A 14,570-nucleotide genomic window follows, 5' to 3' on the forward strand; every position below is an offset into this window, starting at 1 on the left:
GGACCGCCGGTAACCCTGTCTTTCTGAGACGCAGGTCCCGATGCCGGGCGGCCCTGTTCTGCCCGCTCAGCGAATGGAATCGTTGTGCAGAACCATCTCCACCGCCATCTGGGCGGCGCAGAGGTCGGCCAGCGCCGTGCCCACCGATTTGAACAGGGTGATCTGGTCGTAGAAGCGCCGGCCCGCCCGCTCGCCTCGGCTGAGGTCGAACAGGTCGCCGGCGATGTCGTCCGCGGTCAGCAGACCGGATGCCAGCGGTTGGGCGATGTCTCCCGCCTCCACCGGCGTGCGGTCGCGGCAATCGACGAAAACGCGGGAGCGGCGGATGCAGCCGTCGTCGGCCTCACGCATCTCCTGAGTCACCCCGCCCAGCAGGTCCAGATGCTGGCCCGGCCGCAGCCAGTCGCCGCGGATCAGCGACTCGCGCGCCGTGGTGGCGCAGGCGACGATGTCGGCGCCGCGCACCGCCCCCTCCAGGTCGCCGGTCGCCTCGATCCGGAACTTCGGCCGGTGGAACCGGGCGGCGAGGCGGTTGGCCTTCTGCAGGTCGCGGCCCCAGACCAGCACATGGCGGATCGTCCGCACGGCGGTGTGGGCCTCCACCAACTCAAGCGCGAGAGGGCCGGTGCCGACCACCAGCAGGCGCTCCGCATCCGGCCGCGCCAGATAGGAGGCGGCGAGTGCCGAGGACGCGGCACCGCTGCGCCGGCCAAGCGCCGCGGAGGACTCCAGCAGCGCCTGCGGCACCCCGGTCTTGCCGTCGGCCAGCAGATAGACGCCCTGGGTGGTCGCAGGTCTCCGCCGGCATTGTCGGGAAAGACCGTGTCGATCCGCAAGCCGACCGACTGGTTCACCTGCCAGGCCGGCGCCAGCAGCAGGGTGGCGTCGCCGGACCCGTAGGTCTCCACCCGGTGGCGATGCGGCGGCGGAGCCTCCACGCCGGCGCGGAAACTCTGCCGCAGCCGTTCGATCAGCATGCGGTGGTGCAGGACGGACCGAAGCTCGGCGGCGCTGACCGTGCGCATGGGACCTCCTCCCGCCGACCGGCACCCTCCCCCGGCCCCTCGTAATGAGACGGGCTGGGAGAGGTGGAAAACGACCTCCGGCTACGCCGGCCTCAATGCACCGTCGGCGCGCTGGTCTCGGCGGCCGGGACCGGCAGCCCGCCGCTGGAGCCCGGCAGCGGGCCGGAAACCGGACGGGTGCTCTCGGCCAGCCGCTTCTCGGCGGCGGCGGCGCGGGCCTGCGCCTCTTTCAGTTCGCGTTCCAGATACAGCACGCGGTTGCTCTCGCGCCGGGCGCGGCGGCGGTGGCGGCGCTGGCTGTTCCAGACGATGAAGCCGCCGGCCAGGAAGCCCAGCACCAGCGCCACCAGCGCGGCCAGATAGACCGGGGTGTCGAGCGTGAAGGGCAGCGGCCACAGCGACAGGGTCACGATGCCGCGGTTGGAGATCGCGAACAGGATCGCGACGAGGGCCACCGGCAGGGTGACGATCCAGGAAATATGGCGCAAAGCGAAGGTTCCTCAGAAATTCGGCGGGGAGAGACGGCCGGCCCGGCGCTCAGTCCGTGTTCAGGCGTTCCCGGAGCTGCTTGCCGGTCTTGAAGAAAGGGATGCATTTCTCGCCGACGTCAACCGATTCTCCGGTCCGGGGGTTGCGACCCGTGCGCGCGTCCCGCTTCTTGATGGAGAAGGCGCCGAAGCCGCGCAGTTCCACCCGGTCGCCGCGCGCCAGAGCTTCCGTGATCTCGTCGAAGATGGTGCCGACGATCTTCTCGATGTCGCGCTGGTAGAGATGCGGATTGCGTTCCGCCAGCCGTTGGATCAGTTCCGACTTGGTCATGACCGTTGACGTTCCCCCATTCGGTGCGGGCGCTTATGGTCGCGGTGCGCCGCGCTTGAGCATCAGCGTGCCACCGGCCCGCCAAGGCGTCAAGCCCCACCCATGGCGCTAAACCGTTACGGTACAACCCTTTTTCAGTTCTCCATCTGCCCGGTCAGGGAAGAAGCCGCCTCTTGCGGACAGTGCCGTCCGCGGCAGCGGCGGCAATCTCCGGTACGGATCGTGACGGAAATTTGAAAGCAATCAACGGCTTCGCGAAAGGAATCCCGCTGGTCGGAACGCTCCGCCGAAGGGATCAGGCCCCGCCAAGCCGCGTCCCCTCCAGGATGGCGCCCTCCAGCACCGCCGACGAGCGGTCGCAGCCGCTAAGGTCGGCCAGCGTCAGGTCGCTGCCCTTCAGGTTGGTCTCGGCCAGCGAGGCGCCGGCCAGCCGCGCCCGCACCAGCGACGCCCGCATCACCTTGGCCCCGGCGCTGACCAGCAGCATGCCGAGATTGGCGCCGTCCAGCCGGCTGTCGATCAGGATGGCGCGGTCCAGCTTCACCCCGCGCAGGTCGGCGGAGCGCAGGTCGGCGGAACGCAGGTCGGCGCCGTCGAACTGGGCCGCCTGCAACTGGGCGCCGTTCAGCCGGGCATGGCGCAGCCGGGCACCTGTGCCCTTCGCCAGGGTCAGGATCTTGCCCGTCAGGTCGGCCCCCTCCAGGTTCAACCCGGTCAGGTCGAGCTGGCATCCCTGCTTGCCGCTGGTGCCCAGCCAGATCATGTGCTGGCGCAGCATGCCGTCCAGTTGTTCGGCCGGCAGGGCCGGCAGTTCGGCGGCGGCAGACTCTTCCGGTTCCGGTTCGGCCGCCGCTGCCTGCGGCTGCGCCTGCCGGGCGGCATGGGCCTGCTCGTCGGTGCGGATCGCCTGCTCCAGCCCGCCGTCGTCCAGGCTGGCCCCGTCCAGGATGGCGCCGCGCAGGTCGGAGCCGTTGAGGTCCGCCCCGCGCAGGTCGGCGCCGGAGAAATTGGCGTCGCGCAGGTCGGTGCGGTCCAGCCGGGCGCCGGCCAGCCGGGTGTTGGTGAAGTCGGCCGCCCGCGCAAAGCTGCCCGACAGCTTGGCCCGCGCCATGTCGGCGTTGGTCAGCCGGGCGGACGCCATGTCGGCCGGGCCGGGGTCGAAGCCCACCACCTTCAGCTCGCCGGCGCTGTTGCGGTTGACCATGCTGCCGTCGCGCAGATCGACCTCCACCATGGTGGCGCCGTCCAGCCGGGCGCCGCGCACGTTGGCGCCGCGCATGTCGGTGCGGAACAGCCGCGCCTCCGACAAATCGGCCCCGCGCAGGTCGGCGCCATAGAGATCGGCATGGTCCAGCACCGTCCCGCGCAGGTCGGCGTCGCGCAGGATGGCGCCGGCAAGATGGGCGCCGGTCAGGTTGCGGCCGGCCAGCGACAGGCCGGACAGGTCGAAGAAGGGAAGGTTGGCGCGGGCGCCGTTCGGGCGCCCCTCGGCGAACCGGACATGGCGCTCGCACACGCGGTCGAGCTGGTCCTGGGTCAGGCGGATGCGGGATTTGCCGTCTTGCGCCATGGCCGGTCACGCGAACAGGGCGTCGATGTCGGCCTGGGAGATCGCACCGCCGCCATCGCCGCCGCCGGTATCGGCAGGCGGAGGGGGCGGCGGCGGGGCCGGCTTCGCGACAGGGGGCGGAGGAGGTGGGGGTGGGGGTGGGGGTGGCGGAGGAGGAGAGGGCTCCACGCCGGCCGGTAGCGGCTCCGCCCGTTCCGCCACCTCGGGCACGCTGGCGAACAGCGCGTCGATGGCGTCCTGGCTGACCTCCGGTCCGCCCAGCTGCGGCCCGTTCAGCAGATGCGCATCGGGACGGGTGTCGCCCATCTTGCGGTGCGAGGCGACCTCTCCATGATGCTGCTCCGGGGCGGCGGTCAGGCGTTCGACGCCCCAGATCTCGATCATCGTGTTCACGCGCTCTTCGATGTAGCGCAGCGTGTTGACGACCTTGGTGGTGCGCTGGCCGGTGATGTCCTGGAAGGAACAGGCGGTCATGATCTCGATGCACCACGCCTCGATCGCGTCGATCCGCTCGGCCAGATCGTCGTCGTCGCGCGGCATCGACATGGTGATTTCCTGGATCTTCTCCGTCGCGTTCAGGATGTCGGTGGTGGCGCGTTCGGTGGCGGCGACGATCTCGTCCAACTCACCGGTCGCCGCCTCGATCCGGTTGGATCCGGTGTCGGTGGCCTTCAGCGCGGCGATGTCGCTGCGCGCCTCGCGCACGACCTGGGTGATGGCGGTCAGTTCCTGCTGGATGCGCGGGTCCTCGCCCGGCGCCAAGGCGGTGAAGGCGCTGGGAGAGGCGCCGCTCAGCCGGTCGACCTGGGTTTCCAGCTTGTCGACCAGCCGGTGGAAATCGTCGGAGGCGACGACGCGGCTGCGCCGGTCGCGCATGCGCAGGAAGGCCCGGCCCCGTGCCGTCTGCGACAGGGCCTCCTCCATCTGCAGATACTCTTGCTCGGTCAGTTCGAGCAGTGACCCGCCGCTCATCGCGCTCAACCCATCGTCCTGCCGCCACGCCTCCCCGCCATCCCGGGGGCTGCGCCGGCCCTGTCCTATACCACCGAATTTCTTTACCGGGAGTTTCCGCCGCCGCCACGCTATCATTCCTCCCTGTGGATTCGATCATCGGCGGATGCCGGAAGCGCCGGGGGACGGACAGGCTTGAACCCCCTTCCCTTTTGTCCCAAATCAGCCCGGTCGATGACGGTCTTTGACAAAAATTCCCCTCCAAGAAAGGAAGAAGCCATGAAAGCGGTGGTGCGTCCGGTGGTGTTTGCGGCTGCGGTCGGGATGGCTGCGCTGGCCGGCGGCGCGCTGGTCGCACCGGTCGATTCGGCCCTGGGCCGGGCCGCGTCCGCGGTCGGGCTGGGCGCTTCGCCCGCGGCGGCGGCGCTGCCGCTGGGTGCGGTCGGCGGCGGCACCATCGCCCCGATGCTGGAGCAGGTGACCCCGGCGGTGGTGAACATCTCGGTGCTGAGCCAGGCGCCCCAGGCGGAAAACCCGCTGCTGCGCGACCCGTTCTTCCGCCGCTTCTTCAACCTGCCGGACCAAATGCCGCAAGGCCGCCCGCAGGTCAGCGCCGGGTCCGGCGTGATCGTCGACGCCGCCAACGGCTATGTCGTCACCAACAGCCATGTGGTGGAGAACGCGCAGGAGATCGCCGTCACGCTGAAGGACCGCCGCCGCCTGCGCGCCAAGCTGATCGGCCGCGACGCCGCCACCGACATCGCGCTGCTGCAGATCAAGGCGGAGAGCCTGACCGCCCTGCCGCTCGGCGACTCGGACCGCGCCAAGGTCGGCGATTTCGTCGTCGCCATCGGCAACCCCTTCGGGCTGGGCCAGACCGTGACCTCCGGCATCGTCTCGGCGCTCGGCCGCAGCGGGCTCAAGATCGAGGGGTACGAGGACTTCATCCAGACCGATGCCTCGATCAACCCCGGCAATTCCGGCGGCGCGCTGGTCAATTTCCAGGGCGAGCTGATCGGCATCAACACCGCCATCATCGGTCCGGCCGGCGGATCGGTCGGCATCGGCTTCGCCGTGCCCGTCACCATCGTCCGCTCGGTGATGGAACAGCTGCGCGAATATGGCGAGGTGCGGCGCGGCCGACTGGGCGTCGCCATCCAGGACCTGACGCCCGATCTGGCGGAAAGCCTGAACCTGAAGGGCGACGAGGGCGCGCTGATCGCCAAGATCGAGCGCGGATCGCCCGCCGACAGCGGCGGCCTGCGCAGCGGCGACGTGGTGGTGGCGGTCGACGGCCGCGCCATCCGCAGCGCCACAGATTTCCGCAATCGCATCGGTCTTCTGCGCGTCGGCACGCCGGTGCAGTTGACGGTGGTGCGCGGGGGCGGGCAAAAGTCGGTGACCGTCCGCACCCAGCGCTAGGGCCTGACCGGCAGAGGCCCGGCGCCGGGTCGCGGACAGCAGAGGAGCCACCCCGTACCGGCATGATGCGTTCCAACCCACCCCGCCGCCCGGCCGCCCCGCCGGCACCCACGCCCGGCCGCAGCGCCGCCCAGCGCCAGCGCGAGATCGCGACGCTGCTGATGCGGCTCGACGCCATGCTGAAGCAGTCGGCGGAGCTGGCCCAGACGGCGCGCGAGCGGGTGTCGGTCGGCGGGCTGGCCCGCTACCGCCGTTTCAGCCGGCGGGTGCGCGACTTCTTCGCGCTGGCGGCGCTGACGCAGGAACGGCTGGATGCCGCGCCGGAGGAGATGGAGGATCTGATCGATCCCATGACCACCGCGCTGGAACGTCTGCACGCCCGCATGGTGGTCCAGTTCGTGGAGGGCAGCGCCGGCTTCTTCTCCAGCTTCGCCCGGGTGAAGGCCCTGCCCATCGGCACCCACGAGATGTGCGGGGTGGAGCTGCGCGGCGTCCTGGAAATCCGCAAGTTCCTCGACGATCCGCTCTATGAGGGGGAGCGCGGGCAGGCCCTGCGTGCCGAGACCGACCGCATCGCCGCCCTGATCCGCCGCGTGATGGACCGCATCCCGCCGCTGCCCGACTTCGGCGACGAACCCAGCATCGGCCCGCGCGGCACGCTGAACAGTCCGTTGAAGGGCCCCAATGCCCATATGCCCGCCGGCCGCAGCGTCGCCCGGCCGGCCGCGCCCCGGCCCGCCGGCATGCCGCCCGCAGCCCCGCCGGCCCCCAACCCCAGCACCGAGGTCCGGTCGCTGAGCCTCGACCAGTTCGAGGACGACGAGGACGAGTGAGCGCGAGGACGAGTGAGCGGCAGAGGGGAGCAGGAGTACCGCCCTTCGGCCGCTCACCGTCGATGCCTCAGCGGCGATGCTTTTTCCCGTCCTCCGCGGTCAGGGCGCCGACAGCAGCGCCGGCGGCACCGCCCAGCAGTCCGCCGTAGACCGCACTGCCGCCGGTGACCGCACCGATGGCGGCACCACCGGCCGCACCGATCGCTCCGCCCGTCAGGGCACGGTTTTCGCGGTGGTTCAGGTTCGAACAGCCGCCGAGCAGGGTCGCACCGATCAGCAGCGCCATCGCTCCGGTGGTGGCCCTGGTGGTGGCCCTGGCGGTGAATGTCCGCATGGTCGTCTTCATCGCTCTTTTCCTTCAAACACAGGCGTGGCCTTCGGGTGCCCTTCCCAGGCTCCCTCTGCGGCCATGCTTATGTTTGGTGAGCGGCGCCGGGCGTTGCTGTGACCATTTCGGGGTAACGGCGCTACCCGTTCGGCGAGACTCACGTCGTTTGCGTAAGAATGATTTTCAAAGACGACGGGGAATGGACGGCAAGATTTCCCGGAGCCAAAACGACCCTTTTTCCCTGTTTTCAATATGGTTACCGAAAGGTGTGGTAAGACCATTCGGATTGCTTCCCTTAGACAACAAATAATTACAACTTTCCGAATGAAATTCCGGCGCGACTTGGTTAGGACATTGCTTTCCCTCTGAAGCATCGTGCTCATGGGGAGACAGAGATCGGCTCGTTGCGCGGGCATGTCGAAGCCACGCAAAGAAAGGCCGGCACAGGGAAGTGCAGAGATGACGTTCAACGAAAAGCACCATGACGATGCCCGTCCACCCGATCGGGACCGGTCTACAGCCCGACCGATGGGCCGAATCATCGAGATGGCGTTCAGCGGCCTGTGGGTGATCAAGCGGCAGGGAGTGCTGACGGAGGCCGGCGGCCGCCTCTATTGGCCCGACCGCCAGTCTCTGGAGCGGGCAGCCTCGCAGGCCGGCATTCCGCTGTCGGATGTCGTGGTCCATACCGGACGCCTCGATGCCGACTCCCGATAGGGGGACGGGCTCCACCCCTTCCGGGGGATGGAACCGCGACGAAGGGACAGTTGCACGGGCAGGGGGCTTCTTCCAATATCCGGAGTGCGGACAAACATCCGGTATGGACCGTCCACAATCTCCGTTTCATTGGGGCCCATGGAAGACATCGACCGCCAAAGAACGCTGGATTATTTCGAAAGGCTGGGGAAAAAGCGCGTGCGCCTTTACACCGCCATCGACTGCGAACGTTTCCTCGGCGACTGGCAGGTCCGCGAGCTGGCGGACCAGTGGCTCGATGCCAAAAATGCGGAAGACATGCCGCAGCCGCTGTGGCGGCGGCTGCTCTCCGACCGCCGCTGACGCTTTCCCCTCCCCCCCTGTCCGGCCTACGCCCGTTCCGGAAACAGCCCGAGCAGCCCGTCGCGCGTTGCGGCGCAGACGCCGCGTTCGGTGATCAGGCCGGTCACCAGCCGGGCCGGCGTCACGTCGAAGGCGTAATTGGCGACCGGACTGCCCTCGGGGTGACGCGCACCGTCTCGATCCGGCCATCGGCGGTGCGGCCGGTCAATTCGCTGACCTCGCGGCCGTCGCGCTCCTCGATGGGAATCTCCCGCACGCCATCGGCGATGGTCCAGTCGATGGTCGGCGACGGCAGCCCGACATAGAAGGGAACGCCGTTGTCGTACGCGGCCAACGCCTTCAGATAGGTGCCGATCTTGTTGCAGACGTCGCCGGTCGCCGCGGTGCGGTCGGTGCCGACGATGCACAGGTCGACCTTGCCATGCTGCATCAGATGGCCGCCGACATTGTCGGCGATGACGGTGTGGGGAACGCCGTGGTGCTTCAGCTCCCAGGCGGTCAGGCTGGCGCCCTGGTTGCGCGGGCGCGTCTCGTCCACCCAGACATGCAGCGGGATGCCCTGCTCGAAGGCTGCATAGACCGGGGCCAGCGCCGTGCCCCAATCGACCGTGGCGAGCCAGCCGGCATTGCAGTGGGTCAACACATTCACCGGCTCGCCCGGCTTTTTTGCGCTCCGCCGCGGCCCGGATCAATGCTGCGCCATGCAGGCCGATGGCGCGGTTGATCTCCACATCCTCGTCGGCAATGGCCGCCGCTTCCGCCTCGGCCGCATCGACGCGCTGCGACTCGGGGAGCGGCGCCAGCAGGCCGCGCATGCGCTCCAGCGCCCAGCGCAGGTTGACCGCGGTCGGCCGGGTCGCCATCAGGGTGGCGCAGGCGCGCTCCAGCCCCCGGTCGCTCGCGTCGCTGCGCAGGGCCAGCGCCACGCCATAGGCCGCGGCGGCACCGATCAGCGGGGCGCCGCGCACCAGCATGGCGCGGATGGCGTGGGCGGCCTCCTCCAGGCTGGTCAGGCGGACGACGGCGAAATCATGCGGCAGCTTGGTCTGGTCGATGATGGCGACGGTTCCCCCGCCTTCCGGCCAGATGGTGCGATAGGCCGTCCCGTCGATCCGCATAACACCATCCTCCAGCTACCTGCCGTTACACCCGACAAAGCAGGATGACTTTGTCGGCACCTCACAATAGGTGGTGGCCGCTGCCGCTTCAACACGGGTAGCGTTCGGCGGAACCGTCACCCGCCGGACGGTGTTACCGTTTCCGGCCAAGCATGAATGGCCGCACCCCCACATGGTTTCCGACACGATGCCGTTGCGCGCGCTGCGTTCCCAATCCTCCCCGCTCTACCGGCTGCCCGGTTCGGCGCTGGTCCTGATCGCCTGCACGGCGGCCGTTCTGCTGACCGTCGGGCTGTCCGCCGTCTTCGCCTGGCGCGACCGCAACGAGGCGGTGCAGCAGGCGACCGGAGTCGCCGGCAACATCGGACTGCTGGCGGCGGAACATGCCGCCCGGCTGATCGAGTCGGGCGACCTGCTGCTGACCCAGACGGCGACTCTGGCCGGCGCGGCCGGTACGCCGCTGCCCGACGACCAGGCGACCCGCGACCGCATGGCCCTGCTGGCGGCCAGCGCCCCCCATGTCGTGGGGCTGGAGATCCGCGACCCGTCCGGCGCCCTGCGCCTGTCCAGCCTGCCGGATGCGCCGCCCGCCGCCGCACCGGCGTTGATGCCCGATGGCCGGGCCATCGGCGACGGTCGGATGGGCGGCCGGGCGGTGGTCACGCTGGCACAGCCGCTTCCCGGCAACACGCCGCGCGGCTGGGCGGTCGCCGGGCTGGACGCGCGCGCCTTCCGCGACGTCTACCGCGCGCTCGACGTCGGCTATGGCCACAGCATCTCCCTCCTGAAGTCGGACGGCACGCCGCTGCTGCGCGAGCCGGAGGGTGGCGGCACCATGGGTGGGCGCAATGGCGACGACGATACGGCCAGCCATGCCGACGACATCACCGTGACGCGCCCGATCGGCGACACCGGCCTGTCGGCGGTGGTGACCATCGCCACCGGCAGCGTTCTGCAGCGCTGGACGGAGAGGCTGTGGATTTACGCCGCCTTCGCTGCGGCGGCCTGCGCCACGGTGGCGGTGATCGGCGCGCTCGCCATCCAGCGGGCCCGGCGCGAACGCGAGGCGGAGGACGCTCTTCAGCACGCCTACGACACGCTGGAGGAGCATGTCCACCAGCGCACCGCCCAGTTGGAGCGTGCCAATGCCCAGCTGGAGGCCGCGGTGACCGACAAGGAGGTGCTGTTGAAGGAGGTCCAGCACCGGGTGAAGAACAACCTTCAGGTCATCTGCAGCCTGCTGCGCCTGCAGGCGGCCCGCATCGACGAACATGCCCGCCGCGGCTTCGACGAAAGCCTGCGTCGCATCCAGACCATGAGCCTGCTGCACGAACTGCTCCACCGGTCCGACGAGCCGGCCCACATCAACTTCGCCGACGCGTTGCGCCAGATGTGCGACGGGCTGGTCCGTTCCGACAACCCGACCGCCGCCCGGCTGGAGCTGGAGACGCAGGACTGGATCGTCGATGCCGACCGAGCCACGCCGCTGGCCATCGCCACCAGCGAACTGGTGTCGAACGCGCTGCTGCATGCCTTCCCGCACGGCCATCCCGGCACCGTGCGCGTGATGCTGGAGCGCGAAGAAAACGGAATGCGGCTGATCGTGCGCGACAACGGCGTCGGCCTGCCCGCCGGCATGCCGAGCCAGCACAAGCGACCCAGCCGCGGCGCCGCCAGCAGCGGGCTCGGCCTGAACCTGGTGCAGGCCCTGTCGCATCAGGCCGGCGCCACCCTGAAGATCGAGCGCGACGGCGGCACCATCTTCACCCTGACCATCCCCAACCTGCCGGTGCGCCAGCAGGCCCGGAACGCGGCGTAGGGCAAGAAGCGGCCCGAGTTCAAACGGAAAGGGCCTCCCCGTCCATCCGACGGGGAGGCCCTTTCCGTTAACGGCGCGTCGGACAATCGTCCCCGCGGCTACTCCAGCATGCTGCGCAGCATCCAGGCGGTCTTGTCGTGGATCTGCAGGCGCTGGGTCAGCAGGTCGGCGGTCGGCTCGTCGCTGCCCTGCTCGGCCGCCGGGAAGACGCTGCGGATGGTGCGGGCGGCGGCCTCATGGCCTTCGACCAGCTGGCGGATCATGTCGTTCGCCTTCGGAACGCCGACCTCTTCCTTGATCGAGGCCAGTTCCGCGAACTGCGAGAAGCTGCCCGGCGCCGGATAGCCCAGCGCGCGGATGCGCTCCGCGATCTCGTCCAGCGCGGTCCACAGCTCCGTGTACTGGGTCATGAACATGGTGTGGAGCGTGTTGAACATCGGCCCGGTGACGTTCCAGTGGAACGAATGGGTCTTGATATACAGCGCGAAGGTGTCGGCCAGAACCTTGTTCAGCCCTTCGGCGATGGATTTGCGGTCTGCGTCCGAGATCCCGATGTCGATCTTCATCTTTCGATCCTTCTTGTTGGGTCCTGCATCATACCCCGGCGTTGGCACGGCCGTCACCGGCCCCCAACCCGCCGTCCGGGACATCAGCTTGGGCGCGGGCGAATGGTTTCAAGGCTGATGCGACCAAACTTCGCGGGCAACCCTCGCGGAAGACAAGGCAGACCAACGAAAGGAGAGTGGCAGGACCGGCGCCCTCCTCACCCTGCCCGCAATCGCCCGATGAAGTGCTTCACCTCGCGGCTCAGCGTCACCGCCTGCCCGTCGAGCAGCTCCGCCGCGCGCAGGACCTCGCCGGCGGCGGTGCCGGTCTCGCCGGCGCTGGCGGAGACGGTGGCGATGGTGCGGGAAACGTCGCTGGTGCCGGCGGCGGCCTCCTGCACGTTGCGGGTGATTTCCCCGGTGGCGGCGGCCTGCTGTTCCATGGCGCCGGCGATGGAACCGACGATCTCGTCGATGCCGACCACCGTCTCGCCCACCCCACGGATGGCGGCGACGGCGGCGCCGGTCACCTGCTGCATGGCGGCGATCTGCGTGCCGATGTCCTCGGTGGCCTTCGCCGTCTGGTTGGCGAGGTTCTTCACCTCGCTTGCCACCACGGCGAAGCCCTTGCCGGCCTCGCCCGCCCGCGCCGCCTCGATGGTCGCGTTCAGCGCCAGCAGATTGGTTTGCGCGGCGATGGAGTTGATCAGGCCGACGATCTCGCCGATGCGGTGGGCGGCGTCCGACAGGCCGACGACATGGCCGTTGGTCTCCTCGACCGCCCGCACGGCACCGCGCACCATGTCGAAGGATCGGCGGACCTGGGCGCCGATCTCGGCGATGGAGGCCGACATCTCCTCCGTCGCGGCGGCGGCGGTCTGGACGCTGGAGCCTGCCTGGGCGCTGGCGGCGGCGACGGTGGCGGCCTGCCGGGTGGCGCCGTCGGCGCGCTCCAGCATGCCGGCGGCGTTGCTGCGCACCTGATGGGCGCCGGCCCCCACCTGCTGGACCACCTCGGACACGCGGGCCTCGAACAGCTCGGCCAGCTCATGGATGGCGCGGTGCTTCTCCGCCTCGGCCTCCGCCTTCTGGCGCTGCTGGTCGGCGGTCAGCCGCTCCACCTCGCGGGCGTTGGTCTGGAACACCTCCAGGGCGCGGGCCATGGTGCCGATCTCGTTGCGCATCCGGCCGCCCTCGACCACGCCGTCCAGCTTGCCGGCGGCGAGTTCCGTGGTGGTGCGCGAGAGTTGCTGCAACGGCCTTGTGATGGAGCGGGCGAGCACCAGCCCGGCCGCCATCATCGCCAGAAGCAGCCCGCCCATCACCAGCGCGAAGTCGCGCCGCGCCGCGGCGGTGGCGTCGCGGGTGGCCTGGGTGGCGGCGGCGGTGGACCGGCCGATGGCGGCCTGCGTCTCCATCACCTTGTCCGTCAGGGCGGCGAACTGGGCGTCGGTATGGGCCATCATCGGGATGCCGATCAGGCGGTCGATGGCCGCCATCTGGTTCATTTCGTCCACAGCCTTGGCATAGGCGCCGAGCCGGACCGACACCTCGTCCAGCATCGCCCGCTCCGCCTCGGCCAGCGGCAGGGCGCGCAATTCCGCGATTGCGGTGCGCGCCTTGCCCAGGTTGGCGGCGATGGCGTCGCGCATGGCCTGGAGCTTCGCCTCCTCGATGCCGGACCCGGACAGGGCCAGATGCCGCGACACGTCGCTGTGGATGACATAGGCGATGGCGACCAGCCGGTCGACGCGGCCCAGCCGCTCCGCCGCCTCGCTGTGGATGCCGTCCACGGCGGTCAGCGCCTGCTCCGACTCGCGGTCGGCCAGGACCAGAGCCGCCACCGTCAGGACGATCCCCATCAGGGGCGCCGCGAACACCCGGCCCGCCACCGACAGGCCAGACAGACGCGCAATGACACCGCCGCTCATCCTCATTCCCCCCTCAGCGTCGCCGGACGGTCACCGCGTCACGCGGCGGCCGTCACTTGCCGTCGTCACTTGTAGATCCCGACATAGGCGACCAGCTCCTGGCCGGGCACGCGCTTCACGTAGGTGATCTTCGGCTCGATCCTGTTGCTGGCGGGGTTCAGCCAGCGGTACTCGACCCAGCCCTCGCCCTTGTCCTTGGCGACGGCCAGCACGTCCTGGACGATGAAGCGGCCATCCGGGTCCTTGACGTTGATGACGCTCTGCCCGACGCCGGCCGGACGCGGCGGATAGACCTTCCACACGCCGGCGAAGTCGATGACGTTGACGTAGATCTCGCCGTACTTGAACGGCCCGTCGGCGTTGAAGACCTTCGCGGCCTCGTCCAACCCCTGGGCGGCGATCAGGTCCGCCGCCTTCAGGGTGATGGATTTCGCGTCCTCCTGCGTCGGATTGGCCCCCTGTGCCGCGGCGGGGGTGGACAGCGGGGCGGAAACGGCAGTCCCGGCGACGATCAGGCCGGCCACCAGCAAACGAAACCACAGGCGCATGTGCATTTTCCCCAAGGACTGGCGGCCTGCCGGCGGATGCCGGGCGGCCCGTCGATTGTCGTCCGGCCGTCGTCGCATTTGCGCGCAGCCATTTTCGGATCAAGCTACTAGCAGAAGGTTTCATGCATTTGTCCGCTCCATTTCGTCGCGGTCATATCGCATTGCAACATAGCAATATTGAAGGCAAATCTCATTCTAAAACATCCTTGAGACGCAATTCTTTTAATTTGAACGCCTTAGCCGCGCAAACCACCGATCGGCACCGGAATTGGCATGGCTGCCGCAAACCGATGCGGCCTATCGACGCATTGAATGCACCCTCCCCTGCCGTGCCTGCGCTGCCGAATCCCCGGCGCAGACAGCGGCTGCGTGACGGTTTGCCGCCCCTTTTTTCCATCGACAGCCGCGCCGTTCGGGTGGAGCATCGAAAGTCCGATGCGGGCGTTCCGCCGGCCCCGGACCCGATGCGCCATACCCGCACCCGTCCGCCGCCGCCCGCCGCCCCACCCGGATGTGCCTGTCTAGTGCCACACGCGAACGGGCCGCCACGGCGGCCGGCACCAGCGCCCCATCCCCGGCGCGGCCCGGCAGCCCGGCCCCTC

Annotated in this window: 14 protein-coding genes and 1 pseudogene; 5 read left to right on the forward strand and 10 right to left on the reverse strand. The window is 69.4% G+C overall.

From position 1 onward, the window contains the following. Positions 1-66 precede the first annotated feature (66 nt). From F1643_RS01120 to F1643_RS01140, 5 genes are all read right to left on the reverse strand, one after another. Entirely contained in the window at positions 67-747 is a 681-nt protein-coding gene (locus F1643_RS01120) for an ornithine cyclodeaminase family protein (protein WP_370540424.1), read from the reverse strand. 370 nt (positions 748-1,117) lie between these two features. After that, entirely contained in the window at positions 1,118-1,513 is a 396-nt protein-coding gene (locus F1643_RS01125; RefSeq protein WP_194909943.1) for a lipopolysaccharide assembly protein LapA domain-containing protein, read from the reverse strand. Positions 1,514-1,562: 49 nt separating this feature from the next. Then, positions 1,563-1,844, reverse strand: a complete 282-nt coding sequence (ihfB, locus tag F1643_RS01130; protein ID WP_012972825.1) for an integration host factor subunit beta — start codon at positions 1,842-1,844, stop codon at positions 1,563-1,565. Positions 1,845-2,139: 295 nt separating this feature from the next. Next, positions 2,140-3,414, reverse strand: coding sequence for a pentapeptide repeat-containing protein (locus F1643_RS01135; RefSeq protein ID WP_194909945.1), 1,275 nt, complete (start codon positions 3,412-3,414; stop codon positions 2,140-2,142). Between the two features lie 6 nt (positions 3,415-3,420). Next, positions 3,421-4,386: a hypothetical protein gene (locus F1643_RS01140; RefSeq protein ID WP_194909947.1), complete on the reverse strand. Its 966-nt coding sequence runs from the start codon at positions 4,384-4,386 to the stop codon at positions 3,421-3,423. Positions 4,387-4,644: 258 nt separating this feature from the next. On the opposite strand from F1643_RS01140, the gene F1643_RS01145 reads away from it, so the two are divergent. Together F1643_RS01145 and F1643_RS01150 are read left to right on the forward strand one after the other, a co-directional pair. Further along, on the forward strand, positions 4,645-5,787 hold the full coding sequence (locus F1643_RS01145; RefSeq protein ID WP_206692225.1) for a Do family serine endopeptidase: 1,143 nt from the start codon (positions 4,645-4,647) through the stop codon (positions 5,785-5,787). A gap of 62 nt (positions 5,788-5,849) precedes the next feature. Continuing rightward, complete coding sequence (locus tag F1643_RS01150; RefSeq protein WP_149223927.1) at positions 5,850-6,620, forward strand: hypothetical protein; 771 nt, start codon at positions 5,850-5,852, stop codon at positions 6,618-6,620. A gap of 67 nt (positions 6,621-6,687) precedes the next feature. On the opposite strand, the gene F1643_RS01155 is transcribed toward F1643_RS01150, so the two are convergent. Next, positions 6,688-6,966: a hypothetical protein gene (locus F1643_RS01155; RefSeq protein WP_149223926.1), complete on the reverse strand. Its 279-nt coding sequence runs from the start codon at positions 6,964-6,966 to the stop codon at positions 6,688-6,690. 441 nt (positions 6,967-7,407) lie between these two features. Between F1643_RS01155 and F1643_RS01160 the strand changes: the two genes are divergently transcribed. Both F1643_RS01160 and F1643_RS01165 read left to right on the forward strand, forming a co-directional pair. Beyond that, the gene (locus F1643_RS01160; protein WP_194909949.1) at positions 7,408-7,665 is read left to right on the forward strand and encodes a hypothetical protein; all 258 of its coding nucleotides are present in this window, start codon (positions 7,408-7,410) and stop codon (positions 7,663-7,665) included. A gap of 138 nt (positions 7,666-7,803) precedes the next feature. Continuing rightward, entirely contained in the window at positions 7,804-8,007 is a 204-nt protein-coding gene (locus F1643_RS01165; RefSeq protein ID WP_194909951.1) for a hypothetical protein, read from the forward strand. A 26-nt stretch (positions 8,008-8,033) separates the two neighbouring features. Here F1643_RS01165 and mtnA read toward each other — a convergent pair. After that, positions 8,034-9,125 (reverse strand): annotated as a pseudogene (gene mtnA, locus F1643_RS01170) (S-methyl-5-thioribose-1-phosphate isomerase). 172 nt (positions 9,126-9,297) lie between these two features. On the opposite strand from mtnA, the gene F1643_RS01175 reads away from it, so the two are divergent. Further along, entirely contained in the window at positions 9,298-10,944 is a 1,647-nt protein-coding gene (locus tag F1643_RS01175) for a sensor histidine kinase (RefSeq protein ID WP_194909953.1), read from the forward strand. A gap of 98 nt (positions 10,945-11,042) precedes the next feature. Here F1643_RS01175 and F1643_RS01180 read toward each other — a convergent pair whose 3' ends face one another. The 3 genes from F1643_RS01180 to F1643_RS01190 form a co-directional block, all read right to left on the reverse strand. Next, complete coding sequence (locus tag F1643_RS01180; protein WP_149223921.1) at positions 11,043-11,510, reverse strand: Dps family protein; 468 nt, start codon at positions 11,508-11,510, stop codon at positions 11,043-11,045. A gap of 197 nt (positions 11,511-11,707) precedes the next feature. Next, positions 11,708-13,420, reverse strand: a complete 1,713-nt coding sequence (locus tag F1643_RS01185) for a methyl-accepting chemotaxis protein (RefSeq protein WP_194909955.1) — start codon at positions 13,418-13,420, stop codon at positions 11,708-11,710. A gap of 65 nt (positions 13,421-13,485) precedes the next feature. Further along, positions 13,486-13,968: a cache domain-containing protein gene (locus F1643_RS01190; RefSeq protein ID WP_194909956.1), complete on the reverse strand. Its 483-nt coding sequence runs from the start codon at positions 13,966-13,968 to the stop codon at positions 13,486-13,488. Positions 13,969-14,570 lie beyond the last annotated feature (602 nt).

This window comes from Azospirillum sp. INR13 (genome assembly GCF_015390205.1).
Lineage (GTDB): Bacteria > Pseudomonadota > Alphaproteobacteria > Azospirillales > Azospirillaceae > Azospirillum.